Origin of the sequence: Conyzicola lurida (assembly GCF_014204935.1) — a bacterium.
GTDB lineage: Bacteria > Actinomycetota > Actinomycetes > Actinomycetales > Microbacteriaceae > Conyzicola > Conyzicola lurida.
This window is the reverse complement of the sequence record NZ_JACHMJ010000001.1, coordinates 1,433,888-1,459,489: the sequence shown is the minus strand read 5'-3', so window position 1 is coordinate 1,459,489 and position 25,602 is coordinate 1,433,888. Positions and strand designations below refer to the sequence as shown.

22 protein-coding genes are annotated in these 25,602 nt (G+C 69.6%); 13 read left to right on the top strand and 9 right to left on the bottom strand.

Annotation, left to right across the window (positions count from 1 at the left end; translation table 11 throughout):
* Nucleotides 1-102 precede the first annotated feature (102 nt).
* Nucleotides 103-729: an exonuclease domain-containing protein gene (locus HD599_RS07040; RefSeq protein WP_184235196.1), complete on the top strand. Its 627-nt coding sequence runs from the start codon at nucleotides 103-105 to the stop codon at nucleotides 727-729.
* A gap of 25 nt (nucleotides 730-754) precedes the next feature.
* On the opposite strand, the gene HD599_RS07035 is transcribed toward HD599_RS07040, so the two are convergent.
* Nucleotides 755-1,036 (bottom strand): mycoredoxin, encoded by a 282-nt coding sequence (locus tag HD599_RS07035; RefSeq protein ID WP_184235193.1) that lies wholly within the window; start codon nucleotides 1,034-1,036, stop codon nucleotides 755-757.
* A 189-nt stretch (nucleotides 1,037-1,225) separates the two neighbouring features.
* Here HD599_RS07035 and HD599_RS07030 point away from each other — a divergent pair, with 189 nt between their 5' ends.
* On the top strand, nucleotides 1,226-1,975 hold the full coding sequence (locus tag HD599_RS07030; RefSeq protein ID WP_184235190.1) for a DarT ssDNA thymidine ADP-ribosyltransferase family protein: 750 nt from the start codon (nucleotides 1,226-1,228) through the stop codon (nucleotides 1,973-1,975).
* Between the two features lie 58 nt (nucleotides 1,976-2,033).
* Here HD599_RS07030 and HD599_RS07025 read toward each other — a convergent pair whose 3' ends face one another.
* From HD599_RS07025 to HD599_RS07005, 5 genes are read right to left on the bottom strand one after another with little or no spacing between them, the layout of a single operon-like run.
* Nucleotides 2,034-3,359 carry a GNAT family N-acetyltransferase gene (locus HD599_RS07025; protein ID WP_184235187.1) on the bottom strand — a complete coding sequence of 442 codons (1,326 nt, stop codon included), beginning with the start codon at nucleotides 3,357-3,359 and terminating at the stop codon, nucleotides 2,034-2,036.
* A gap of 17 nt (nucleotides 3,360-3,376) precedes the next feature.
* Nucleotides 3,377-6,790, bottom strand: coding sequence for a DEAD/DEAH box helicase (locus HD599_RS07020; protein ID WP_246376121.1), 3,414 nt, complete (start codon nucleotides 6,788-6,790; stop codon nucleotides 3,377-3,379).
* 59 nt (nucleotides 6,791-6,849) lie between these two features.
* Nucleotides 6,850-7,179 carry a tryptophan synthase subunit alpha gene (locus tag HD599_RS07015; RefSeq protein WP_184235184.1) on the bottom strand — a complete coding sequence of 110 codons (330 nt, stop codon included), beginning with the start codon at nucleotides 7,177-7,179 and terminating at the stop codon, nucleotides 6,850-6,852.
* Between the two features lie 32 nt (nucleotides 7,180-7,211).
* Entirely contained in the window at nucleotides 7,212-7,769 is a 558-nt protein-coding gene (locus HD599_RS07010) for a J domain-containing protein (protein ID WP_184235181.1), read from the bottom strand.
* A 15-nt stretch (nucleotides 7,770-7,784) separates the two neighbouring features.
* Nucleotides 7,785-8,342, bottom strand: a complete 558-nt coding sequence (locus tag HD599_RS07005) for an MOSC domain-containing protein (RefSeq protein WP_221420452.1) — start codon at nucleotides 8,340-8,342, stop codon at nucleotides 7,785-7,787.
* An 85-nt stretch (nucleotides 8,343-8,427) separates the two neighbouring features.
* Here HD599_RS07005 and HD599_RS07000 point away from each other — a divergent pair, with 85 nt between their 5' ends.
* From HD599_RS07000 to HD599_RS06985, 4 genes are all read left to right on the top strand, one after another.
* The gene (locus tag HD599_RS07000; RefSeq protein ID WP_184235175.1) at nucleotides 8,428-9,765 is read left to right on the top strand and encodes an FAD-binding oxidoreductase; all 1,338 of its coding nucleotides are present in this window, start codon (nucleotides 8,428-8,430) and stop codon (nucleotides 9,763-9,765) included.
* A 7-nt stretch (nucleotides 9,766-9,772) separates the two neighbouring features.
* The gene (locus HD599_RS06995) at nucleotides 9,773-10,324 is read left to right on the top strand and encodes a DUF4287 domain-containing protein (protein WP_184235172.1); all 552 of its coding nucleotides are present in this window, start codon (nucleotides 9,773-9,775) and stop codon (nucleotides 10,322-10,324) included.
* A 71-nt stretch (nucleotides 10,325-10,395) separates the two neighbouring features.
* Nucleotides 10,396-12,267 carry a DUF2207 family protein gene (locus HD599_RS06990; RefSeq protein ID WP_184235169.1) on the top strand — a complete coding sequence of 624 codons (1,872 nt, stop codon included), beginning with the start codon at nucleotides 10,396-10,398 and terminating at the stop codon, nucleotides 12,265-12,267.
* On the top strand, nucleotides 12,254-12,907 hold the full coding sequence (locus HD599_RS06985; RefSeq protein ID WP_184235166.1) for a hypothetical protein: 654 nt from the start codon (nucleotides 12,254-12,256) through the stop codon (nucleotides 12,905-12,907). Before HD599_RS06990 ends, HD599_RS06985 begins: the two co-directional genes overlap by 14 nt.
* A gap of 41 nt (nucleotides 12,908-12,948) precedes the next feature.
* Here the strand turns inward: HD599_RS06985 and HD599_RS06980 are convergent, their stop codons facing one another.
* Complete coding sequence (locus HD599_RS06980) at nucleotides 12,949-13,689, bottom strand: SDR family oxidoreductase (protein WP_184235163.1); 741 nt, start codon at nucleotides 13,687-13,689, stop codon at nucleotides 12,949-12,951.
* A gap of 160 nt (nucleotides 13,690-13,849) precedes the next feature.
* Between HD599_RS06980 and HD599_RS06975 the strand changes: the two genes are divergently transcribed.
* From HD599_RS06975 to HD599_RS06965, 3 genes are all read left to right on the top strand, one after another.
* Entirely contained in the window at nucleotides 13,850-14,158 is a 309-nt protein-coding gene (locus tag HD599_RS06975) for a hypothetical protein (RefSeq protein ID WP_184235161.1), read from the top strand.
* A gap of 106 nt (nucleotides 14,159-14,264) precedes the next feature.
* On the top strand, nucleotides 14,265-14,606 hold the full coding sequence (locus HD599_RS06970; protein ID WP_184235158.1) for a DUF7882 family protein: 342 nt from the start codon (nucleotides 14,265-14,267) through the stop codon (nucleotides 14,604-14,606).
* Nucleotides 14,603-14,866 carry a hypothetical protein gene (locus HD599_RS06965; RefSeq protein WP_184235155.1) on the top strand — a complete coding sequence of 88 codons (264 nt, stop codon included), beginning with the start codon at nucleotides 14,603-14,605 and terminating at the stop codon, nucleotides 14,864-14,866. The genes HD599_RS06970 and HD599_RS06965 overlap by 4 nt, the downstream gene beginning before the upstream one ends.
* On the opposite strand, the gene HD599_RS06960 is transcribed toward HD599_RS06965, so the two are convergent.
* On the bottom strand, nucleotides 14,863-20,628 hold the full coding sequence (locus HD599_RS06960; protein WP_184235153.1) for a DUF4011 domain-containing protein: 5,766 nt from the start codon (nucleotides 20,626-20,628) through the stop codon (nucleotides 14,863-14,865). The genes HD599_RS06965 and HD599_RS06960 overlap by 4 nt on opposite strands.
* Before the next feature lie 118 nt (nucleotides 20,629-20,746).
* On the opposite strand from HD599_RS06960, the gene HD599_RS06955 reads away from it, so the two are divergent.
* From HD599_RS06955 to HD599_RS06945, 3 genes are all read left to right on the top strand, one after another.
* On the top strand, nucleotides 20,747-21,787 hold the full coding sequence (locus tag HD599_RS06955; RefSeq protein WP_184235150.1) for an aldo/keto reductase: 1,041 nt from the start codon (nucleotides 20,747-20,749) through the stop codon (nucleotides 21,785-21,787).
* A gap of 97 nt (nucleotides 21,788-21,884) precedes the next feature.
* Nucleotides 21,885-22,580 carry a VOC family protein gene (locus HD599_RS06950; protein WP_184235147.1) on the top strand — a complete coding sequence of 232 codons (696 nt, stop codon included), beginning with the start codon at nucleotides 21,885-21,887 and terminating at the stop codon, nucleotides 22,578-22,580.
* Nucleotides 22,581-22,604: 24 nt separating this feature from the next.
* Nucleotides 22,605-23,033, top strand: coding sequence for a very short patch repair endonuclease (locus HD599_RS06945; protein ID WP_184235144.1), 429 nt, complete (start codon nucleotides 22,605-22,607; stop codon nucleotides 23,031-23,033).
* Here the strand turns inward: HD599_RS06945 and HD599_RS06940 are convergent.
* Nucleotides 23,009-23,584: a GNAT family N-acetyltransferase gene (locus HD599_RS06940; RefSeq protein WP_184235141.1), complete on the bottom strand. Its 576-nt coding sequence runs from the start codon at nucleotides 23,582-23,584 to the stop codon at nucleotides 23,009-23,011. The genes HD599_RS06945 and HD599_RS06940 overlap by 25 nt on opposite strands.
* Before the next feature lie 303 nt (nucleotides 23,585-23,887).
* On the opposite strand from HD599_RS06940, the gene HD599_RS06935 reads away from it, so the two are divergent.
* Nucleotides 23,888-25,468, top strand: coding sequence for an HNH endonuclease signature motif containing protein (locus tag HD599_RS06935; protein ID WP_184235138.1), 1,581 nt, complete (start codon nucleotides 23,888-23,890; stop codon nucleotides 25,466-25,468).
* The last annotated feature ends 134 nt before the right edge of the window (nucleotides 25,469-25,602 follow it).

The following is a 25,602-nucleotide window of genomic DNA, read 5'->3' as shown; positions in this document are numbered from 1 at the left end:
GCGACGCAGCCCCGGACGGGGGATACACCCACCGTTGCGCCGTGACATATCCTCGCTGCTACGGTGCGCCGACGGGGAGCGTGCAGGAGCGATGGGGGACGCGTGCGGGGCTACGCCGTTATCGACCTCGTCACGACCGGTCCGTTACCCGGCGAGCACGACCGTGTGATCGAAGTCGCCGTGGTGCACGCGGATGCCGCGGGGCGGGCGACCGGCGAATGGGACACCCTCGTCAACCCCGGCGGTGATCTCGGCACCACCTCCGGCCACGGCATCCGCACGAGCGACGCGATGCTCGCACCGACCTTCGCCCAGATCGCGCCGGAACTGCTGGAACTGCTGGCCGGACGGGTCATCGTGGCACATAACGCGGCCGTCGAGACCCGTTTTCTCGCGGTCGAACTCGAACGGCTCGGGGTTCGGACGCGCGTGCCACAGCCCACCCTGTGCACGATGCAGCTCGCGCGACGCTATCTGCCGGACGCCGGTCGATCACTGGCCGAGACCGCGGCGGCGATGGGGATCGTCCTCGATCGCGAGCACCGGGCATCCGCGGACGCGCGTGCGACCGCCGAACTGCTCGGGGCCTTCATCCGGATGGATCCGCTCAGCGGCGACTGGAGAGAGATCGAGCGAGTGGATGGCGCGGACTGGCCGCGTCTCGCCCCCACGGGCTTCTCGTTCACGCCGAGGCCCGCTTCCGCGAGGGCGCGCCCCCTCGCCGGATGACCAGGACGAGTGCCGGGTCCCGCTGCTAGCCCAGGCGCGCCTGCACGTCGGCGAGCGACGGGTTGGTCGCGGTGCTGCCGTCGGGGAAGACGAGGGTGGGCACCGTCTGGTTGCCCCCGTTGACCGAGGCCACCAGTTCGGCGGTGCCCTCGACCTCTTCGATGTTGACCTCGGTGTAGGCGACGCCGGCCTTGTCGAGCTGCGACTTGAGGTTCTTGCAGTAGCCGCACCACGTCGTGCTGAACATCAGCACCGATCCGGCGTCGGGGATGTACTGGGCGCGGTCGGCGGGTGCGGAAGTGCTCATTGAGCCAGCTTAGGTCGCCCGCCGACATCGCGCGGGTGCGCGTGTCGCTCGAAACCCGCGTAACGTAGATAGGTGGACAGATCCACGCTGATGAAAGGTTTTGACTTGGGCGAGGAATGCATCCACGGGCTCGATTATGGGCTGTGTGACGCCTGCTTCCCCAAGGCGGCGCCGGAAATTCCCGTCGCTGTGGCGAAGACCCGAGTGACCCGGCCGCGGGCGTCGTCGCTGACGGCACCGCGCAAGCCGGCCACAGCGTCGTCGCTGCGCAACCCTCCCGTCGAGGTCGGCGACCAGCGCATCTACCACGTCACGCACGTCAGCAACCTCGCCGACATCCTCAGCTCCGGCCGCCTGCTTGCCGACGCGAGCGATGCCTGGGAGAAGCGCCCGACGGTCGACATCTCCTCCGACGAGACCCGCGAATCGCGCCGCACCATCGTCGTCTCCGACGAAAACGACGCCTCGGTCGCGAGCTACGTACCGTTCTTCCTCAGCCCCACGTCGAGCGTCTGGGTGAGCGTGCGCGAGCGAGTCGCCGACCCGCGATTGTCTGCGGCGACCCGAGAGGCCGTGGCATCCGACTACGTCATCCTGGTCAGCTCGGTGAAGAGCGTCGTCGACGCCCACGATGCCGAGGAGGCAGAGCGCGAGGCAGCGGTCGTCGTCACCGACGGCGACGCCGCCCACACCCTCACCCGCTTCGCCACGACCCGTGAGGCCGGCGACCGCGTGCTGCGCAAGCTCCGCGCCGACGAGGAGTCGGTACAGATCCTCGCCGCCGAGTACCTCGTCAAGGACGAGTTCCCGTTCGAGCTGGTCTCGCTCATCGGCGTCGCCAACGACAAGGCCCGCGACGCCGTCAAGGCGATCGTGAAGGGCTCCGGTTTCAGCACCCGTGTCGCGGTCTACCCGCCGTGGTTCATGCGGGTCGACTGACCCCTCCCCGACCGGGTCTGTCTGCCGGCCACCCTCAGAGAGCCGCGACAGAAAAGCTCTAGAACCAGATGCTCAACCACGGCGTCACCGCTGAGCGGAATGACGCGTCGAGCGCGCTCGACGACCCCTCGCGCACCTCGGTGATGCGGCCGGCGCGCGTGAGCGTGACCGCGGAGACGCCGCCGAGGTAGATCGCGCTGAGGGCGTTGACGCTCAGCGCGACGTGCGCCGCGTCATCCGGCACATCGCCGAGGAGCAGGTCTACGGTGGCCGCGCCGTCGTCGGCGATCGTCAGCAGGTAGCGGCCCTCGGCGAATCCGAGCGGGTCGGCGACCTCGAGCACGATGGTGCCGTGGGCGCTGTAGTCGCGGGCCTCGAGCGCGGCCTTCACGTCGATGATGCGCGTCCAGAGGTGGTCTCGCTGCGTCGTTTTGCGGGCGGAGCGGAAGTCGGAGACCTGCCAGGAGAACGCCTCGTCGACCGCTCGCAGTTTGGCGGTGATCTCGGTGGTGAGGTCCATCTCGACCAGGAAGCGCCAGAGGCCCGCGTAGGCGTCGTCTGTCGTCGAGGTCTGGAACAGCACGTCGAGCGTGAACCCGAACATCTCGCCCGTGTTCTCGATCATGCGGTAGACCGCGAAGCCCTGCGGGTCGCCGGCGACATCGTCGTAGCGCACGACGCGGATGTTCTTCGACGCGTCCTTGTCGCCGGGCACGCGGCCGGCGATGCGCTTCCAGAGCAGCGGCCACGGCTCGACTTGGCCGGGGGAGGCGAGGCGCGCGGCCTCGAGGATCGCGGGTCCCTGCTCGAGGAACTCATCGATGCTGATGAACTGCACGCGGCCGTGCGGCACGGTACCGGTCCAGGTCGCGCGGCGGGTGTTGATCGTCCAGTCGGCGGCCATCACCGACGGGGCGAAGCCGAAGCGGCCGTAGATCGTGGCCTCGGAGACGGTCAGGGTGGCCAGCGGCACGCCGAGCGCGGCCGCGGTGCGCAGCTCGGACTCGAGCAGGTCGCGGGCGACGCCGCGGCGACGGTGGGTGGGCGCGACGGTGACGGCGCTGATCGCCCACGCGTCGACGGTGCGTCGCCCGGGCACGGTGAGGGGAGCGATCCACGAGCTGACAGTGGCGACGGGGGCCGCGGTATCCGTCGTGGTCCCGTCGAAGACACCCGTGGTGCGGCGGTAGGCGAGACCCTCGACCCATGCGGCGATCATCTCGTCGTCGACGGTGCCGTCGTGGAAGCCGCGCGACTCCGCCTGCAGCCAGGAACCGAATGCCGCGGCATCCGTCGTATCGACCGTCGCCAGGGTCAGGTTCTGCGTGGCGAGGGATTCTGCGGACTTCGTGTCGACGGGGGCATCGCGGTAGTTGTGGTTCACCCGATCAAGGGTACCCGCTAGCTCTCGAGCAATCCCCGGATGTCGTCGGCGGTCAGCGCCGAGCTGAAGACCGCGTCGTCGTCCATCACGGCGTCGAACAGCCGCGACTTCTGCTCCTTGAGGGCCATGACCTTCTCCTCGATCGTGCCCCTCGCCACCATGCGGTAGACCATCACGTTTTTGGTCTGGCCGATGCGGTGGGTGCGGTCGATCGCCTGCGCCTCCGACGCGGGATTCCACCACGGGTCGAGCATAAAGACATAGTCGGCCTCGGTGAGGTTGAGGCCGAAGCCGCCCGCCTTGAGGCTGATCAGGAACAGCGGCGCATCGCCCTGCTTGAACCGCGCGATGACGTCGGCGCGCTTGAGTGTCGCGCCGTCGAGGTACTCGTAAGCGATGCCTTGAGCGTCGAGGCGGGCCGCGGTCTTCTTGAGAAAGCTGGTGAACTGGCTGAAGACGAGGGCGCGGTGCCCCTCGGCCACGACGTCGTCGAGCTGTTCGAAGAGCGCGTCGAGTTTCGACGACGGGATGTCGCTGTACATGTCATCGACGAGGGAGGCATCGAGGCTGAGCATGCGCAGCAGGGTGAGCGACCGGAAGACGATGAACCGGTTCTTGTCCATGTCGTCGATGAGACCGAGCAGTTTCTGGCGCTCCTTCTGCAGGAAGGTGTCGTAGAGCGCGCGGTGCCGCGGGGCCAGATCGATGGTCAGCACCTGCTCCTGCTTGGCGGGCAGCTCGGTGGCGACGAGGTCTTTCGTGCGGCGCATCATGAGCGGGCGGATGCGGCGCCGCAACTGGGCCAGCAGTTCGGCCGCACGCTCCGACTCGTTCGCGGCGCTCGAGGTAATCGGCTTGATGTAGTCGTCGGTGAACCGGCGGTGTGACGGGAACAGGCCTGGCGCCACGATCTGGAAGAGCGACCACAGGTCGACGAGGCTGTTCTCCATCGGCGTGCCGGTGATCGCGAGCTTGAACGGAGCCGCGAGGTCGACCGCGGCCTGATGAGCCTTCGACGCGGGGTTCTTGACGAACTGCGCCTCGTCGAGCACCAGTCCGGCCCAGCCGAGTTCTTGGTAGCGGTCGAAGTCGAGCCGGAACAGCGCGTACGAGGTGACGACGATGTCGGCGCCCGCGGCCTGCGCGGCGAGCGACACCCGGCTCTTCGAATTGGTGGCGGTGATGCCGCGCACCACGAGACCGGGGGTGAAACGCTGGGCCTCGGTCACCCAGTTGGAGACGACCGAGGTGGGGGCGACGACGAGGAACGGCATCTGGGCCTGTCGACCGGGCGCTTCGGCAGGTTCGGCGACCGACCTCGCGTGCTGCACCAGCGCGAGCGTCTGCAGTGTCTTGCCGAGTCCCATGTCGTCGGCGAGCACGCCGCCGAGGCCGTGTGTCCACAGGAACGCGAGCCAATCGAAGCCGTCCTGCTGGTACGGACGCAGGGTGGCGTGGAGGCCGGCGGGCGGGGGAGTCGCCTCGACCCCGTCCACGGCCATGAGCCCCGCGGCGGTAGCGCGCCAGGAGACGGCCTGCTCCGTCTCGTCGGCGAGGTCCTCGAAGTCGGCCCAGAGGCTGGCCTGGTAGCGGCTGATCTTCGGGGCGTCGGGCTCCCACTCGGCGAGGGCGGAGGCCTCGGCGAGCAGAACCCGCAGTTCGTCGAACACGGGCTGCTCGAGCGAGAGGTAGGAGTTGTCGACGAGCATCAGTTTCTTCAGCCCCTTCGACAGGGCAGCGAAGAGCGGGCCGAACGGCACCTTGCGACCCTCGATCGTGACGATGACGCCGAGGTCGAACCAGTCGCGCTTGTCGGTCTCTACCGTCGTCACGACCAGCGTCGGCACCTCGGTGAGCTCGCGGTAGTCGGGCCGCTTGCCGGTCGTGTCGACGCGCAGGCCCTCGACGGCCTCGAGCAGTGGCAGCACGTCGGCGCAGAACTCGGCGGCCTCGAGCCCCTGCAGCTTCTGCGGGGCGAGCAACACGGTCGCGGGTGGCGCCGCGAGCAGCGCCTCGACCCGGCCGAGGATGGCGGACTCGACGGCGAGGTCGCGCGAATCGTCGCGCGAGGGCCCGAGCGGGATGCGCCGGACCTTCGGGCCGGCCTGGTACTCCCACTCCCAGGCGAGCGCGAGCGACTGGTTGCGGCCGAACTTCGCCGACAGCACGAGGATGGGCGGCAGCACCTGCGGCAGGTCGACGGAGGCGTCCAGGCTCGTGATCGATACACCCCGGCGCAGCGTGGCGAAGTACTCGCCGAGGAACTCGTCGACGTCGGCCGCGGGGATGGCGACCGTCGCCTCGCGCCCGAGCAGGCGCCGCTGCTCGTCGGTGAGCGGCGCGGCGGTGGGGGCGAGCGTGAACGTCGTCGGCGCGAAGCCGGCCGAGTACACCCCGTGGCCGCCGATGGCGCCGGCCGACGAAGCCGACAGCGGCTGGCCGTCGATGACGAGCACCGGGGCGAGAGAAAGATCGCCGGATGCCGCGTCCCGCGCCGCATCGAGGCTGACGGTGGCCGCGGAACCGACCGTCACCACCGCGTCCTTCTTGGCCCCGATCAGCTCGACCCCGAGCCTCCGGGCTTCGTCGAGCAGCTGCCAGAGCAGTGTGGAGTGGAACTCGTCGAGGTAGATCCAGTCGGTGTCCTGGCCGGTGTACACGTCGCGCGTGGTCGCCCGGTAGAGCGCGGCGAACTGCGCGAACCAGCGCTGGTGGACGGGGTTCAGCGCGAGCCGGTTGCTCTGGTAACCGAGCGAGTTCCAGGTGACGTTGCCGCGCACCCAGTTGCCGGCGCCGCTCAGCACCGCCGGCCGTACACCCAGGCGGTACTCGACCCCGTCCTGCCAACTGGTGGCGGCGGTGGCGGTCGGACCGCGCCAACGGTCGCGGGTGCGCGGCGTCTGTTCCCGCAGTTCGAACTGCAGCGCGAGCGGGGTCTCGACGTCGCTCTTGAGCGCTTCGAGCACCGTCGCTACGGGCGGCTCGGTCAGGGCGCCGAGCACGGTCTTCCAGTCGGGCGGCGGCGGCGCCGCGGCATCCCGGGTCTGAGTGTTTGTCTTCGCTAGGTCGCTGCCACGCTGCAGGCCCTCGCTGGCCTTGGTCGACGATCTCGCCGGTTCGCGCAGGTGGATGGTGTTGCACTCGACCAAGGTGGCGGCCACGTGCTTGCAGTTCGCCATCAGCGGGCAGGAGCAGTTGCCGCTGACCGGGCGGTGGTAGCCGTCGCGCGCCGGGGCGAGTTCGATGTGGCAGCGGTAGGGGTTCTCGGCCGAACCGCGCACGGTGCTGCTCAGCAGGCCGCTCTCGTCGTCCCAGTCGATCTCGGAGACGGCGCCGTCGCGGGCGTACTCTCGGCCGCGCTGGAACGCGCTCTGCCCGACCAGTCGCACCATGTCGCGCACGTCGACCAGGGGAGCGAGCTCAGACGGCATGCGTCAATGCTCCCACGGTGCGCCGACACTGACGCGCGGACCGGCGGGCGGCGGCGCGGCTACCAGTACTGCCGGGCGAGCGGCCCGTTGTCGCCGAGCAGCCGCCACACGGTCTTGGTCAGGCCGGGGTGCTCGAGCGCGATCTGGCGGAGCACGCGGTACTCGCGCGTCGCGGAAGGCTGGCGTCCGTCGTTCGCGTTGATCGCGTCCGCGCGCAGCAGGTAGACGACGAGTTCGTCGACCGTCGGCAGTTCTTCCATAAACGCCCACGGGTCTTCGCCGCTCAGCAGCCGCTCCTCGACGATCGTCTCGAGCTCCTGGTTCGCCTCGGCGCGCAGGACCTCGAGGCTCGCCCGGCCGCGGGGGAGGAAGTTGTCTCGCGAAGCCATCGATCAAGCCTACGCGCGGCCGGCGTCAGATCTCACATCCGCGCGCGACGACCGAGCACGAGCAGTCCGACGACCGGCAGCACCAGCAGGCCGAGGGCGATGAGCGAGCCGAACGTCGCGAGCGCGAGCGTGACCAGCACGCTGACCGCGAGCAGGGCGAGGGTGGCCGCGTAGAACACGGGCTTCGAGGTCAGGGCGTAGGCCGTAGCGACGGCGGCGAGCGGCAGCAGTCGCAGCACGACGTCGGCGGTGGAATACGGGAAGACCCCGCCGTAGAACGAGATCACACCGGCGACGAGGATGACGCCGAGCCAGCCGAGGATCACCCAGCGTGGTGGCGCGGGGCGGGAGCCGTACTCAGGCTCGAGGATCGCCTCGACGGGGCGGTCGGCGAGGTGGCGCAGCATCGACTCGTGCGCTCTGGTCAATCGGGCGAACTCGCCCGCCGCGGAGGTGATCTGGCCGTCGGACGCGCCGACCAGCCGGTCGGGGTGCACGGTACGCGCCCGTCGTCGGTACGCTCGCTCGACCTCCGCCGGCGTCGCGTCGACGGAGACCCCCAACAGGGCGGCCGCTTCCTCAGGGCTCATACGCCCACTCTGCGCCTAAACGACACCGAGCGCTATGTGCTCGCCGGCGGGCAGTTCGACGCGCAGCCCGTCGCCGGGTGCCACGACCCCGCCGGCGACGACGATCCCCATGATTCCCGACTTCCGGATGACGCAGCCGTCGTCGTCCTTCGCGACGAGTGCCTTCATCAGTCCGCCCTGGTACGCGTTGATCTGCGAACACGGACTGCGGAGCCCCGTCACCTCGACGACGGCGGTGGTACCGAGGTGGAGGCGGGTCCCGAGCGGCAGCGTCAGCAGGTCGACGCCGCGCGTCGTCACGTTCTCGCCCAGTTCGCCGGGGCCGACGGTGAACCGGTCGGCCAGCTCGGCGAACAGCTCCTCCTGGATGAGGTGCACCTGGGTGAGGTTCGCCCGGGTCGGGTCCTTCTTCACCACGTACAGGTGCTGCGCCGTCACGCCGGCGTGCGCGTCGCCCTCGACGCCCCAGTTCTCGATCAGGGTGATCGCCTCGGCGGCGGGCTTGCTGAACGAGTGGCTGGCCGACCGGCTGACGGCGACGACGGACCCGGGTTGCGAGGCGGACGAACTCATCTCACGATTCTGCCGCATCCGCGCGACCCGGTTGCCCGTGTCGGCGGGCCGGAGAACAATGTGAGCGAAACGCGGAGGGAGAACCATGAGCACGATCGATATCGACCAGCTCCTGCCCGTCCCGGCCTACCGCGCGGGCGACGCGGAGTACGACCGGGCGAGCGAGACCTGGACCCGCACCGGCCATCCCGCCGTGGTCGTACAGCCCCGGTCGGCGCACGAGACGGCCGCCGCGGTCGCCTTCGCGCGCGACAACGGCCTCGTGCTCTCGGTGCGCAGCGGCGGGCACAGCGGCAGCGGACACAGCACGAACGACGGCGGGCTGGTGATCGACCTGTCCCGGCTCGCCGAGGTCGAGGTGCTCGACGACGACCTCGTGCGCATCGGCGGTGGAGCGCGCTGGGGTGCCGTCGCAGAGACACTGCGCAGCTACGACCTCGCCCTGACCTCCGGCGACACCGCGTCGGTCGGGGTCGGCGGTCTCACGCTCGGCGGCGGAATCGGCTGGCTCGTGCGGCAGTTCGGGCTCGCGATCGACAGCCTCGTCGAGGCGGAGGTGGTGACGTCGAACGGCGACATCCTCACCGCCAACGCCACCGACCACGCCGACCTGTTCTGGGCACTGCGGGGCGGCGGCGGCAACTTCGGGGTCGTCACAAGCTTCATCTTCCGCGCGCACCCGCTGGAGGGCGTGCACTTCGGCGCGATCCCGGTCGAGCACAACTCGATCGGCGGGCTGCTGCGCGCCTGGCGCGACGTGATGCGCGCGGCACCCGAGGAGCTGAACTCGACATTCTTGGCCATGCCGGCCATGGGCGACATGCCCGCCGGCGCGCAGGTGCTCGTCTGCTACGCCGGCACGGATGACGCGGCAGCCACGGCCGCGATCGCCCCGCTGCTCGCGATCGACGGGGTCACCGGCAGCAGCGTCGAGCGTATGTCGTACGCCGACGTGCTCGGCGAACCACCGCACCCGCCCGAGGGGATCCGCGTCGCGAACAACAACGGCTTCGCCGCGGACTTCGACGACGACGCTGTCGCCGCGCTCGCCCGGGTCTTCGAGAACCTGGCCGGTTCGGTGCTAATGATCCGGTACCTGCGCGGCGCGTTCAACCGGGTCGAGCCGGACGCCACCGCGCTCGCCTACCGCGACAGCGAGGTGCTCGTCATCTCGGCGGCGTTCTTCCCACCCGATGCACCCGACGAGGCGGTCGCCGCGTACAACGCGGAGTGGGCCACGCTGCTGCCGCACGTGCAGGGGCTGTACGGCAACTTCTCCGCTCTGGCGAGCGACGAGGCGACCACCCTCATGTACCCGCCCGAGACGCTCCGCCGACTCCGTGAGGTCAAGGCCGGCTACGACCCGGGCAACCTGTTCGACCAGAACCACAACGTGCGCCCGGCGGCACCCGACTGGTCATAATGTCCCCATGAGTTTTCAGGCCTACCTCGACACCGTCAAGAAGCAGACCGGAATGGACCCCGCCGACTTCCGTGCGGCGGCCGAGGCCAAGGGGCTGCTCGCCGACGGCGTGAAGACCGGCGAAATCGTCGCCTGGCTCGCGGCCGACTACGAACTCGGCCGCGGCCACGCCATGGCGATCGTCGCGACGCTCAAGCCCACCCGTGCTGCCGACAAGAGCGACGACCCGGTCGCCGCGCACTTCACCGGCGCGAAGTCACACTGGCGTGCGACGTTCGACCGCCTGGTGAGCTCCGCGGGGGAGTTTGGGCCGGTCGCCCTCGCACCGACGAACAGCTACATCGGGCTGACGAAGGGCCGCGCCAAGTTCGCGATCGTCGCGGTGACCGCCGACCGCCTCGACGTCGGAATCAAGCTCAAAGGTGCCGAGCCGACCCACCGCATCGAGGCCGCGGGATCGTGGAACAGCATGGTCACCCACCGGGTGCGCATCACCGACCCGGCCCAGCTCGACGACGAGCTCCTCGACTGGCTGCGCCGCGCGTACGAGGCCGTCTAGGCTCCGGTCCGGCGCCTCATTCACCGTCGGCTTCACCGTCGGCTTCATCGTCGGCGGCTAGGCTCGCACGCATGCGATCCCGTCTTCGAGTCCTGCTCACCCTCGCCACGGTCGGTCTCCTCTCGGCCGGAGCGGCAGCCACGGCCGCCCCCGCGTTCGCCGACTACGACACCTCCGACTTCGAGTTCTCGCTGTTCGACGCCGACTACACGCTCTCCCAGGCTGCCGACGGCACCTCGCAGCTCGCCGTGGTCGAGACGATCGTGGCCGAGTTCCCCGAGTACGACCAGAACCGCGGCATCATCCGCGCCATCCCGGTCTACAACCAGAGGGTGAACCTCGAGACGAGCGTGCAGTCGGTCGTCGACGAGAACGGCGACGCCGTGCCCTACACCGAGACCGTCGCGAACGACTTCGTCGAGCTGGCCCTCGGCACCGACGACTTCGTCTACGGCGAGCAGACCTACGTGATCAGCTACACCCAGCGGCACGTGGTCGGCTACTTCGAGGACACCGACGACGACGAGTTCTACTGGGACGTCAACGGCACCGGCTTCGCCCAGCCGTTCGGCACCGTCTCGGCAACGCTCACCGTCGACCCCGCGATCGCGACCGCGCTCACGGGCGAGACGGCGTGCTTCGTCGGCGCCACTAACGCGACCGACACCTGCGCCCTCGACCAGTCGAGCGATTCCGCCGGGGCGGCCGTCTATACGGCCAGCGCCACCGACCTCGCCGCGAACCAGACGATGACCCTGGTCGTCGGCTTCGCCGCGTCCACCTTCGTGCCGGGGGAGAAGACGCAGCCGCTTCCCCCGTCGATCGACACCGCACCCCCGATCTGGTCTCCGATCGTCGCGGCACTCACGATCGTCGGCGCGCTCACCCTGATGGGCATCGCGATCGCCGGTCGGGTGCGTCGCGGCGACGGTGCACGAGGCCGCGGCACGATCATCCCGCAGTACTCGGTCCCGAAAGACCTCAACGTGATGGTCGCCGCGCACCTCGTCGACAAGCCGACGACCGCGGTGCCCGCCCAGCTCGTCAGTCTCGCGGTGCGTAAGAACATCCGCATCGTCGACTACCCGGTGACGGCGAGCGGTGCCGAGTACTCGCTGCAGTTTCTGACGACGGACGGCGCGGACGAGATCGAATCGCAGCTCCTCACCGCGCTCTTCGGCACGGAGAAGACCCCGGGTGAGGTGCGCGAACTCGCGCCGAACGACGCAGTGCTGGGCGCGGCGGTCGCCGCAGTCTCCGCGGCGGCCAAAACCGCGGTCACCACGACGGGGCTGCGCGAGAAGTGGCGTCCGGGCGGCTGCCTGCCCGCCGCGCTCGGAGTCGTTTTCGTGGTCGTGGCGCTGGTCAACATCATCGGAACCGTTGCCGCCCTGTCGCTCTCGCCCTGGCCGTTCGTCTCCATGGCCGTCGCGATCGCTTCCATCGTCGTCTCGTCGCTGATGGCGCAGCGTCGTGGACTGCTCACCGTCGCCGGTGCCGAGCAGCGCGACTACCTCCTCGGCATGCAGGTCTATCTGAAGCTCGCCGAACAGGAACGCTTCCGGATGCTGCAGAGTCCCGACGGCGCCGAGCGCGTCGACGTCGGCGACACCACGCAGATCATCAAGCTCTACGAGAAGCTGCTGCCGTTCGCCGTCATCTGGGGCGTCGAAGACGAGTGGAGCAAGGAACTCGAGATCAAGGTCGCGGCACAGAACACCGAGGTCGACTGGTTCACCGGGCGCAACGGGTTCACGGCGCTCGCTCTCACGAACGCGCTCGGCGGCATCTCGCGGGACGCTTCGTACGTACCCGCGTCCACCTCATCGTCGTGGACGAGCGGGGGCGGCGGTGGCAGCGGATTCAGCAGTGGCTTCGGCGGCACCGGTGGCGGCGGATTCGCCGGCGGTGGCGGGGGAGGTGGCGGCGGTGGCGGACGCTGATCGCGCGGCCGCGGCCGCCGGCGACACCGCCGCCGAGATCGCCGACCGCGTCGAGTTTCTCGCGTCGCTGAGCCAGACGACGTTCTACGACGTCGAAGCCGGGTCCGTTCTCGCCGACGACGGTTCCCCGGCGGCGGCGATCGCCCGCGCCTCTCTGCGGGCGACGAGCGAACACCTGACGGCGGTGCACGGCTACACCGAGCCCGCGTTCGCCGCTCTGCGGGACGCGCTGGAGGCCGCGGCATCCGTCGTCTGGCTTCTCGAACCGGACGAGCAGCCAGAGCGACAGCGTCGGACCGCGCGACTCGCCGACGAGGACGCGAGCATCGCCGCCGCGCTCGACGCGGCCCTGAACCGCACGCCGGCACCGACGGTGCTCGACGTGGACGCCACCGAGCGCGTGACCCGGGCCGCCGACTACGTGGAGGGCTTCACCGCGTCGCCCGGGGCCTCCGCCGTGATCGTCGCGACCTGGCGGGCCTTGGGCGCGGGCGCGCTCGGCCGTCACGCCGCGAGCTCGCTGCCGGCCGCGTCGATGCTCGCCGGGGCGCTGCCGCTCGTGCTCGACGTCGCCGAGACCGCGGCGAGCCTGTGGCACTCGCGCGCGGTCCCGGCTGCCGACGAGCCCGTTCAGGACTAGTCGGCCCAGGTCGAGACAGAGCGGGACTACACAGCGCAGGACTAGGCCGCGGAAGGGACGATTCCCGCGGTCTCTCCGCCGTCGGCGACGAACTCGGCGCCCGTGGAGAAGCTCGACTCGTCACTGGCGAGGAACAGCACCAGGTTCGACAGCTCCGAGACCTCGCCCATGCGCGCGAGCGGCACCGAGCTCTGGTCGACGTCGAGCCCGTCGGTCATGGGGGTGCGGATGTTGCCCGGGTGGATCGAGTTGGCACGGATGTTGTACTTGCCGAGGTCGATCGCGATCTCTTTGGTAAGCCCGCGCACCGCGAACTTGGCGGCCGTATACCCGGGAAGGGCCGCGACGCCCTTGAGCCCGGCGGTCGACGAGATGTTGATGATCGAACCGGCACCCGACTCCTTGAGCGCGGGGATCGCGGCCTTGACGCCGTTGAACGTGCCGGTGAGGTTGATCGCGATGATGAGGTTCCACTGCTCGAGCGTGTAGTCCTCGATCGATGCGAAGTTCGCGATTCCCGCGTTGTTGACGAGGATGTCGAGGCCGCCGAATTCGGAGACCGCGACGGCCACCGCCGCCGCCCAGTCCTCGGGCTTCGTGACGTCGAGGTGCACGTAGCGTGCGCTCTCGCCGATCTCGGCGGCGGTCGCTTCGCCGACCTCGTCGAGCAGGTCGCCGATGACCACCCGTGCGCCCTCCTCGACGAGACGGCGCGCGTGCGCCGCGCCCATTCCCCGTGCTCCACCGCTGATGAGGGCGACTTTTCCGCTGACGCGTGCCATGGTGATGACTCCTTTGAATTCGTCCGGCCGTTCGACCGGTACCACTATTCAACACCCGTTGATTAGCACAGCCTGCTAGTCCGCCCGGGACCCTTGCCCCGGCCAGCAGATTCGCACAGGCTGAAAACCGAACATTCCGGCTACACGAGAAGAGTCACGCATGACCACCGAGATCCGCCCAGCACGAGGCCGCGTCGTCGTCCTTCTGATCCTCGTCGCGACCGCGACCCTGCTCTGGAGCAAGCGCGACGCGGTCGCGGGCCTCGCCGCCGAACTCGTCCCGACGAAGCGGGACATGAAGCGCTACCGCAAGCAGACCGCGCAGCGCCGCAAGGCCGCCGCGAAAGAACTCAAGGCCGAACTGAAGAGGCGCAAGGACTACCAGGGCAAGCCGCTCGCGCGGGCGAAAACCAACAACACCCTCGCCAGTCTGACGCTGGCCGGCTCGCCGTCGCGCAACAAGAAGTGACCGGCTCCGTCCGAGGCTGCGTTCGGGCCCCGTCGGCGTGGGATATTGTTCTCCCAGCGCTACGTCCACGCACGCCAGCGCGCCGGATGAAAGGGCTGACATTTCCATGGGGAAACTCGTCTACGGACACAACAACCGCGAGTACGAATTCGACGACCGCGTTCTCGCGCACCTGCAGATCGTGTTCCAGTCGAAGCTCCGCCACCGCGACAACTTCTTCTTCTCCTGGTCGCGCACCAACGAGCGCGGCGGCGGCCGGGTCAGCCTGTGGATCGACTCGAGCATCCCGCTCGCTTTCGAGTACCTGGGCGGTCGACGCCCGGCTCTCAACCGCGCGTGGCTCGAGGTCATGATGTCCTCTGGCGCGACCGTCGGCGGACTGGAACTCCTTCCCGAACCCGCTGACGCGGCTCCCGAAGTGGGCTCACAGAAGACGACGACCGCATGAAGACCACCCGTCTGAGGATCGAGGGCCAGGACTTCTACCTCGCCCCCGAGACCAAGGTCGACGAGCTGAAGGCTGACGCGATCGCGGCCGTCCGCGGCGGTGGCGACATCATCGACTTCACCGGCATCGAGGGCAGGGTCATCAGCATCCTCCTCAGCCCCGGTGTCGCCGTGCTGTTCGAGACCATCGAACGGCCCGACATCGCCGACGACGACGACAGCAGCGACGGCCACTACAACCCGGACGATTTCGGACACTAGCCCTCGGCGTCCGCCTCCGTCGCCGCGATCAGCCCGGCGGGGGTGTGCTCGAGCCGGCCCTCGGCCTCGGCGCGCGCGATCGCCGCGTCGAGCACCGCGGCAACCTTCGGCGTGACGCGCGCGTAGCCGAAGAACCGGCTCGTCTCGCGTCGCAGCTCGTCCTCGTAGAGGCCGGCGCTCGTGATGGCGATCGCGACCATCGCGTTGACGAGCTCCCGCGGATGCACGTGCTCGATGTCGCGGTCGACGTCGGCGGGAGTGCGCCGCGCGCGGTCCCACTCCGACGGAACCACCCGCGGCGGCCAGGCATACCCCGTGTCGCCGGCCACCCTCAGCTCGTTCGGCACACACTCGACGATCGGGAGCACCCGGGCCTGCACGACCCTGTCGAGCTCGAACGCCGACGCTGTGAGTTTGGCCAACCGCACGATGTTGACGGGACCCTCGGTCTCGACGATCTCGCGGATCACTCCGGTGACCTGCGCCGCGGCATCCGGATCGGGCAGTCGGTCGAGCACCTCGACCGTGCCGGCCACGCGCGGTACCCACGGCACGAACACGTCGTCGTCGGGCACCGTCTGCGGAATCGTCGGCGCGGCTTCGATGACGACCGGTGCCGCCTCGACCTCCACCGCTACCTCGCTCAGGAGCAGGTTCTCGCGGGCCTCGTCGGTCTGCGCGACGAGGCGGTCGACGACGTCGGCACGGTTCTCGAGCCAATCCGGCATCCAGACCCGGGAGACGCCCGGCCACTTCATCAGGTGGCGGAGCACGGAGTCGGGCAGTCCGTCGCGGTCGGCGACCGTGGCGCGCCGGGCCCACGCTTCGTTGTCGAGCAGCACGGCGACGAGCGGCTGGGTCGGGTCGTCGGGGGCGGCGATGCTCAGGTCGATGCGGAAGTCGGAGAGTCCGACGTCGGTCGTCACAACGAGCCCGCGGTCGCGCAGCGCTCCGGCGATTTCCTCGCGGTGACGGTCGACCGAGTTCTCGCCGAACTTCGCCGAGGCCGTGGGGGAGCCCGCGGCGGCGAGCTCGAGGTACAGCTTGAGGTGCTTGAGCCCGATCGAGGTCGTTTCTTCCGCCCGGAGGTCGCCCGGGTCGAAGCTGGAGAACAACACGACCTGGCGCCGCGCGCGTGTGATCGCCACATTCAGCCGCCGTTCGCCGCCGGCCTGGCCGACCGGTCCGAAGTTGAGCGGCAGCGTACCCTTCTCGTTGGCGCTGAACGCGGTCGAGAACAGGATCGTGTCGCGCTCGTCACCCTGCACGTTCTCGAGGTTCTTGACGAAGATGCCCTCCGCCGTGTCGTCGAGCGCCTCGACGATGCGCGGGTCGCCCGCGTCGCGCAGCAGCGACTCGATGAGCGCCCGCTGCTGGGCGTTGAAGGTCACGACGCCGAGCGACGGGAGCAGAACGGGCGACCCGGCGAACCGGCGCTCGATCTCGGCGACGATGGCCTCGGCCTCGACCGGGTTGGTGCGCAGCGCCTTGCCGGCGCCCGAGCGGAGGAACTTACCGTCGACGCGGACGAGGCTGATGCCGTGTCCGGCGATGCCGTTGTCGCTCGACCCGTGAAGAGGCGACGGGAACGACGACAGGTTGCCGTAGTAGTGCTCGTTGCTGAAGCTGATGAGCGACTCGTCCTGGCTGCGGTAGTGCCAGGTGAGGGCGCGGCTCGGCACCTGCGCGCTCACGCACTCCGACAGGATCGACTCCTCGTCCTGCACGAACTGGCCGTCGCCGCGGTCCGTGTCGTCGACGTCGACCGTGATCTCGGCGAAGCTCGTCGGCGGCATCTGCTTGCTGTCGCCCACGATGACCACGGAGCGCCCGCGGCCCATCGCGCCGATGGCGTCCGCGACACGGATCTGCGACGCCTCGTCGAAGACGACGATGTCGAACAGGTCGGCCGTCGCACCGAAGAAGCGCGCGACCGATTCGGGGCTCATCAGCGTGCACGGCGTGAGCTCGGAGATGAGCGGTCCGAACTTCTCGAGCAGCGAGCGCACTCCGAGGCCACCGCGCTGGCGGTCGAGCTGGCGCTTGAGCTCGCCGATCTGGCCGGTCGTGCCGGCGATGTCGAACGTGCGCCGCTCGAGCAGGTCGGCGGGGATGTCGGTGACGAGCAGCTGCCGCGTGCGCTCGGAGGAATCGGTGAACCGGTCGACGGCCGACCCGTGGGCCGCCGCATCGAAGGCGTCGAGCGTGGTGCTCGCGGCGCGCTCGCGCAGCGACGCGGTCGCGACCCCCTTCTCGAAGGAGGCGATCGCGTTCTCCGGCGGCAGGACCCCGGTAAGGATGTCGCGGCGCGCGTCACCGAGACCGGCGGGGTGCAGCGGCTCGACGTAGTCGATCAGCGCGATCCAGTTCGCGAGCGTCGTGTGTCCGGTAGTGCTCACCGCGCGGCCGGGAGCGGTCGCCCGCCAGAGCGGCAGCAGCGGTCGCCCGTCGGACCAGGTCTCGACGGCATCCGGGGTCAGCGCGGCATCCACGGCCACGAGGGCGTCGACGACCGCCGTGACCGGGCCGGCTGGCTCGGGCACGGCGCGCTGCGCGTAGTACGCCCGCGCGCCCGACTCGTCGGATGCCGGAAGCACCTGACCGAGCCAGGTGATCCACCCCGACAGGCCGCGCAGGCGCGTCGAGTCGGCCTCGACCAGCGGGTTCCAGTCGGACGGCTGTTCGAGCCCCGACACGGCACCGTATGCCGCGCGCACCGCGACGGCCTGCTGCTGCAGCTGGGCCAGCCGCAGCGCGAACGCGGTGAGGTCGCGCGGCTTGGGCAACTCGTCCGCGGAGACGAACGGCTCGATCGGCGCGCGCACCGCGAGACGGCGCTTCTTGCGGCCGAAGAAACCCGACTCGTCTGCGGCGACCGCGGCCGTGTGCAGCGCCGTCAGGTCGAGCGAGAGGATGCCGGGGGCGACGCCGCCCAGCGTGGTGCGGTAGCTCTGCAGCACGGCGTCGAGCTGCTCGTGCGCGCGTGCGGCCGACGACGACCACGCCGGGTCGAGCGATCCGTCGAGTGCCGCGAGCGGCACGGTCGGCGCCGCCACCACCCCGGCGATGGCGCGCAGTCCCTCGAGCGAGGTCGCACGGTCGAGGGGAGCGGCGAGCAATCCCGTCGTGGGCAGAGCGGCGACGCTCTCGTCGACCGCCGCCAGCGCGGCGAGCAGCCGCGCCTGGTCGACCGGCGCGCCGTCGACGCCGACCGCGCTGTCGACGAGCGACCACGGGTGGTTCGGAGCGGGGCGGGCGTTGTCGGCGACATCCGGAAGCAGTCGGAAAAGCGCCCGCAGGGAGTCGCTCGGCGCCGCCGTGACGATCGCGTCGGGAACGTCCATGGTCGGGGTGAGCGGGTCGGCGGCGAGCAGGCGCGTGCGCGCGCTGTAGAGCGAGAGGCCGGCGGCGTTCTTCTCGTGCAGGCGTGTGGCGTAGCGGGCGAGGCTGCGGCGGCTGCCGTCGAGGGTGTCGCGGGCGGCCTGGATGCCGTCGCGGTCGGCTGTCACTCGGTGCTGCAGCGCGTCCTTGATCTGGGCGCGCACGGCGAGCGGCCGGCTGCCCTTGTCGTGCAGGTCGAGGGTGAAGGCGCCGAGGCCCACCTCGTCGAGGCGGCGCTGCACCACCTGCAGGGCGGCGCGCTTCTCGGCGACGAACAAGACCTTTTTGCCCTCGGCGATGGCGCGCACGAGCAGGTTGGTGATGGTCTGCGACTTGCCGGTGCCGGGAGGGCCCTCGAGTACGAACGTCTGGTCGGAGACGGCGGCGGCGATCGCCCCGAGCTGGGAGGCGTCGGCGGGAATCGGCGAGAGGGCGCCGAGCCCGTCGAGATCCAGGTCGGGCTGCCCCGCGACGGGGTCGACGAACTCCTCGGTGGGCGACTCGATCAGGTGCCGGACCAGCGGGTTCTTGGCGAACTCCTCCCAGTTCTCGTCGAGGTCCTTCCAGAGGCGGAACTTCGCGAACTGCAGGATCGACAGGTCGATGGTCGACTCGACGCGGAACGGCAACCCGGCCTCCGCGATCGCGAGCCGGGTGGCCTGGAACGCGGCGGCGAGGTCGATGCCGGCGGCGTCTTCCTCCGGCTCGGCAAGCCCGGGAATCTCGAGCCCGAACGACTGCTTGAGCTTCTCGAGCAGGCAGTAGTTGGGTGTCGAGGTGCCGGACTCGTCCTGCGAGATGCGGTACCGGCCGCCACGGCCGGGATCGATCTTCACCGGCACGAGCACGAGCGGCGACCGGAGATCTTTGCCGTTGAGGTTCCAGACCAGGGTGCCGAAGGCCAGGTACAGGTTGTTCGCGCCCGTCTCCTCCTCGATGGTCTTCGCCTTGTAGGCGAGGGCACGCAGCTTGGCGGTGTAGGCCGCGGTGGTGATGTCGGAGAAGACCTCGCGCTTGTCGCGCAGCAGCTCGGTGCGCTCCTCCTCGGGCAGGTCGCGCCCGAAGCGGATGCCGCGCTGCTGCTGGATGGCCGCGAGGTCGTCGGACGGCTTGAGGCTGATCGGCTTGCCGTCGGTCACCAGATCTTCGAGGAACGCGACGTCGGAGTCGGGCACCGCGAGTGTCAACCGGGCCGCGTCGCTGAAGTTGATCAGCCGGTTGCGCAGGCTCAGGTCGAGCAGGGCGTTTTTCCACTGCGCCACCCGGTACGGCACCGTGGCACGCTCGGGCGACTCGGCCGCGAGCCGCTCGTACTCCTCGTACTCGCGCTGGGCCGCCGCGGCGGGCTGGTACATGGTCACCGTGACCGTGCCGTCGGGGTTGTTCGTACGCGCCGGCAGCGGGAACACCGTCGACCGGCGCGCGGCTGCCACGTCCGTGATCCCGAGGATGTGCTCGGGTCGCCCCTGCGTGTGCTCGACGACGGGACGGCGACGGGCGGCCTCGAAGGTCGCGCCCGCATCGGTCACCATCGTCGTCTCGACCAGACCGATCGACCCGAGGTCGACGAGGTTGACCGCGTCCATGTACTCGGTGGTCGCGGCGACGCCGGAGTGCGACTCGGTGCGCCAGTAGCCGAGGAACGCGTGGCCGTCGACGAGCCAGAGCAGCGGGTTGATGCCGGCCTGCTCGAGTGCCGCGGCCATCACGAGGGTGGTGTCGAGGCAGGTTCCCACTCGACCGTCGAGCACCTCGCCGGGCGTCCGTACCTTCTGGCCGTCGTCGCCCCAACTCGCGGGCGGCTCCGAGTAGCGGACACCCACCGCCTGCATGCTCTCGAACACCGCGCGCACGATCTCGTCGACGCGCTCCTCGCCCGCCTGATAGCCCTGCAGCGAACCGCTGCCGGTCGTGGCTTCCAAGCGGTCGGATGCCGCGGCGAGCAGCCGCGCGATGGCCGGGTGGTTCGGCTGCACGTAGGCGGCCAACAGCTCGAGCGACAGGTTCGGCGGGTTGCGCACCCACTGGTGGGCGGCGAGGAGGTCGACCTCTACGCGCGAACTCGCGATCTCGACACCGTCGTGCTCGATGACCGCGGTGATGGAAGCGGGACGGCGTTCTTCGACCGACAGCATCGCCGCGGCATCCAGAACCAGAGGCACGTCGGTCAGCCGCACGGTGTCGGCTGCTCCGAGGTCGATGAGCCGCTCGAACGGAACGCTGAGCACTCCCAGGGCGCTGCGCGCTCCGACGCGGAGCACGGCGCCGGGCCGGGCGTCGCCGGGGTTGGCGATGGTGATCCCGTTGATGACGGGAAGGCGGTTGTGTGCTGCGGCGTAGCTGAGTACGGGCACGGCGTCGATCACGACGGTCAGTTCCACGGGTGGACCTCCACGGTTAGAGCACCCATACGACCACGGGCGTGAGACACCCGATTATTGCCGATCGATCTGTGCGCGGCTTTCGCACGCGCGGCGCGGCGGGCGTAGCGTGGAGAGCATGACGGATTCAGCGCAGAACCAGCAGCCCACCACCCACCTCGGTCGCACGGGAGTCGAGGTCAGCCGCCTGGCGCTCGGCACCATGATGTTCGGCGACTGGGGCAACAAAGACCACGACGACAGCGTGCGCATCATCCACCGGGCACTCGACGCCGGCATCAACTTCGTCGACACCGCCGACATCTACTCGTTCGGCGAGTCGGAGGAGATCGTCGGCAAGGCCATCAAGGGGCGCCGCGACGACATCGTTCTCGCGACCAAATTTTTCAACGGGATGAAGCAGCAGCCGAACTACCGCGGCGGATCCCGGCGCTGGATCATGCGCGCGGTCGAGGACTCGCTGCGCCGTTTGGGCACGGACTACATCGACCTCTACCAGATGCACCGTCCCGACGAGCACACCGACATCGACGAGAGCCTCGGCGCGCTGAGCGACCTCGTCACGCAGGGCAAGGTGCGCTACATCGGGTCGTCGACGTTCCAGCCGTCGCAGGTGGTCGAGGCGCAGTGGAGCGCCCGCAGCAACCACACGGCGCACTTCGTCACCGAGCAGCCGCCATACTCCATGCTGGCCCGCGGCATCGAGGCCGACCTGCTGCCGACCACGCACCGCCACGGTATGGGCACGCTCGTCTGGAGCCCGCTCGCCGGCGGCTGGCTGAGCGGGCGCTTCCGCGTCGGCCAGGACCTGCCGGCCACGCACCGCAGCGATCGCGATCCGGGCCGCTACGACCTCTCCAAGCCGGGCATCGCCGCGAAATTCGAGGCGGCGTCGGCCCTCGGCGAGCTGGCCGACGACCTCGGTGTGCCGCTCGTGCATCTGGCGCTGGCGTTCGTGCTGCGTCATCCGGGTGTCACGAGTGCCATCATCGGCCCCCGAACGATGGAACAGCTCGAATCCCAGTTGGATGCCGCGTCGCTCGAGCTCAGCGACGAGACACTCGACCGCATCGACGCGATCGTGCCGCCCGGCACCAACCTCAACCCCGAGGACGCGGGGTTCACGAACTACTGGCTCGAGGCGCGGCGGCGGCGCTGACGCCGGGCCGTGTTCGGGCGCGGCAGCGGCTCGCGGCATCCACTCGGCCTTCTGTACAACCGTCGATAAGTCGTAACCCGGCGACTACGGTGGAGGCATGTCAACGGAGACCGCCGTTCCGCTCCTGCCGTGCCGCTCGCTCGACGAATCGCTCGCGTTCTACACGCTTCTCGGCTTCGAGCAGACCTATCGTCAGGATCGCCCGAATCCGCTCGCCGCGCTCACGCGGGGCGGCCTCGAGCTGCAGCTGTTCGAGATTCCCGGATTCGTACCGGAGGACTCCTACGGCAGCATCCTCATCATGACGTCCGACACCGAGTCGCTGTTCGAGGAGTTCGCCGCCGGTCTTCGGAGCGGGCTCGGAAAGTTGCCGATCGCGGGCATACCGCGCATCACCCGGCCGCGGCGCAAGCAGGGCACGGCCGGGGGATTCAGCCTGGTCGACCCGGGCGGCAACTGGCTGCGGGTGTTCCGCCGCGGTGAGAGCGAGCAACACGAGACCGACCGGGGACTGCCGCGCGTGCTCGAGAGCGCGGCGCGGCAGGGAGATGCCCGCGGCGACGATGCGCGGGCGATCGAGATCCTCGAGGCAGGACTGGTTCGATACGCGGACGCGCCGGCGGTCGAGCGGGTGCCGGCGCTGGTCTACCGGGCCGAACTCGAGGCACGCACCGGCAATGCCGCGAAGGCCCGCGGAATGCTGCTGGAGATTCTCGATATGCGATTCTCGGACGAGGACGCCCTGCAGCTACGCGGCGATCTCGACGCGGCCCGGGAGCTGCTCGACGGCTGACCTCTGCGCGGTTAGCGTGGAGGCATGTCCTGGGCGACCAACGAAGCCACGCGCAAGTCGATGCTCGGCAACCGCAGTCGCGACACGCACCCCGAGCTGCTGGTGCGGCGGGCGCTGCACGCGCGGGGGATGCGGTTCCGCGTCGATCTGCGGCCCGAGTCCGCGCTGCGCACGCGCGCGGACATCGTCTTCACCCGGCGCCGCATCGCCGTCTACATCGACGGCTGCTTCTGGCACGGCTGCCCGGATCACGGCACCACGCCGAAGTCGAACGTCGAGTACTGGACGCCCAAGCTCGCCCGCAACGTCGAACGCGACGCCGAGTCGACGCTGGCGCTCGAGGCGCTCGGCTGGACCGTGCTTCGCTTCTGGTCGCACGAACAGGTCGACGCTGTCGTGGCCCGCATTTCGGCGCACGTCGCGCCCGGTCAGAGCGACAGCGTCATCACGTGACGGATCGCCGGTTCGTCCGCGGCATCCTCGAACCCGGCCGTCCGGAACATCGACACCGTGCCGTGATAGAGGTAGCCACCGGGCGAGCCCGTGATCTCCGCGACATCCACCGGGTATGCCTCGATGGATGTCGCCCCCGATGCCCGCGCGTGCTCGACCGCCGCGTCGAGCAGGGCGTTGCCCACACCCTGTCGGCGGTGGGCCTTCGCCACGACAAAACAGACGATCGACCAGATGGATGCCGCGTCCGGCGGCTGCGCCATCGACGCGGCGACGCGGCTGCGGAAGAGTCGCGGGAAGTTGACCCGCGGTTCCACCGACACCCAGCCCGCCGGTTCACCGTCGGCGTAGGCGATGAGGCCGGGAGTCGGGCCGCGCTCTTTCTGGGCGCGTAGGGCCTCGGTCTTGTCCGCGGTGGACGTCGACTCGAATACCGCGTTCGTGACCTTGAAGTACTGGCACCAGCACGTGCGCGGATCGCCTGGCGTCGACATCACGGTGACGACGTCGGCCCATGGCACCTCGGAGGCGGAGCGCACGGTGATCTGCACGATGTAGAGGGTAGTCGTGGGGGTGGGGTTTGTGGGCGATTCCCGTTCGGGTCTTCTCCTCCACAGGGCGGTTGGAATCCGGGTGAGGGCCGGTTCTCCACAGGTAGCCAGTAGTGGGAGTCGCAATGTCGGTGGTGGGTATTGGGGTTTTGTTATGACTACCGAACGTCTTGGGGCCGCTTCACCTGCACGTGCACTCGCTTTCGTCGTGCCATTTCCTCCACAATCGGCTCTTTCGGCCGTTCTCCACAGCCGGCCGCTGTGGTGCACCCCAATGTCGGTGGGTGGGATTGGGGTTCTGCCATGAGTAACTTCGATGAGTTTTCCCCGCCCGGCGGGCTGCTGTTCGAGCCGCCGCCCGACCCCCTGACGGTCCTCCCGTCGGATTTGGTCGACACCTCCCTGCTGGATGCGTCCCTGTCGCCGGTGGAGCGCCGGCAGGCCCTGTTCGGCCTCTACCTCGACGACGCCGAGACCGAAGACCGGCAGCTCGCCGTGGCGGCGGCCCGGCGGGCCCGCAGGATCGACGAGCTGCGGGTGCTGTCGGAGCAGATCGCCGCCGAAGAAGCCGAAGAAGAAAGCGTGCGCAGGGCCGCGTTCGGGCGTCCCCGCCGGACCGATTCCGGCTGGACGGTGAAGCACCGCGCCCAGGCGGAGCTGGCGACCGAGATCGCGGCCGCGTTCACCCTCACCCGGACCATGGCCGAGCACCTGGTCGTCGAGTCGAAGACCCTCGTCACCGGCCTGCCCCTCACCTTGGACGCGCTGGCGGCCGGGGCGATGCGGTACGAGCACGCGAAAGTCATGGCGTCGACCGCCGCGGATCTGGACGCCCCGACCCGGGCCGTGTTCGAGCGGGAACTGGTGCCGCTCGCCGGACGGATGATCGTCCCGACATTCCGCAAACGGGCGGTCCAGGTGAAGGAACGCCTGCACCAGCAGACGTTGGACGAACGGCACCAGAAAGCCGTCGTCTCCAGGGCTCTGATCTTCGACCCGGGCGAGAACGGGATGGGCTACCTCACCCTGCACGCCGCGAACGAGGACCTGGCCGGGATCTACAACCGGATCACCGACATCGCCCTCCCCAAAACCGCCGACGACAACCGCACCCTCGCCCAACGACGCGCCGATGTCGCCACGGAGATCCTGCTGAAAGGCGACCTGTGCGGCGACGGGGCCGGCGAGGGCGCCGGTGACGGTGCTCCCGGCGCCGGCGGTAGTTCTGCAGAGGCCGACGGCGACCCGGGCGACGGCACCGGCAAGGACGGGAAGCGCCTCGGCCACGGCGTCGTCGCCCAGATCCACATCGAGATCCCCATCCTCACCCTCCTCGGCAAAGACACCGCGCCGGCGACCCTGGAGGGCAGCATCCCGGTCGACCCGGCCACCGCCCGCACCCTGGTCGCGGACGCACCCGGGTTCTACCGGCTGCTGACCGACCCGGTCACCGGCAGCATCGTCTCCTTCGACGACCGGTTCCGACACCTCCCACCCTCCCTCCGACGGGCGGTGAGACTCATCGACGGGAAATGCACCGGACCCTGGTGCGACGCCACCGCGAACGAATCCCACGGCCACCACCCGGTCGAATGGTCCGACAGCCACGACACCTCCCTCGCCAACTCCGCCCTCGCCTGCGCACCCGACCACCGGCTCATCCACAACACCCGGTGGCTGATGAACCGGCTCCCCGACGGCGACAAAGAATGGATCAGCCCCTGCGGACGCCGATACGTCATCCCACCCCAACGCCGCCTCGCACCCGGCTTCCTCGAAGCGGCGAAGGACGCAGCCAAGGAACCAACCGGCGAAGCAACCGCGGCCGACGCCCCGCAGAACTGGGACACCCCGCTCACCGACGGAGACGACATGCCCTTCTAGAGCGAAGCAACGCGCCACGTCACGCAAGCACACCGCTGGCCCACGCGCCCGATACCCATGACACGGCGACCGCGAGCTCCATCAGCGCCACCCGCCGCACAACCAGTCCGCCAGTTCGACGCGCACCTGTGGAA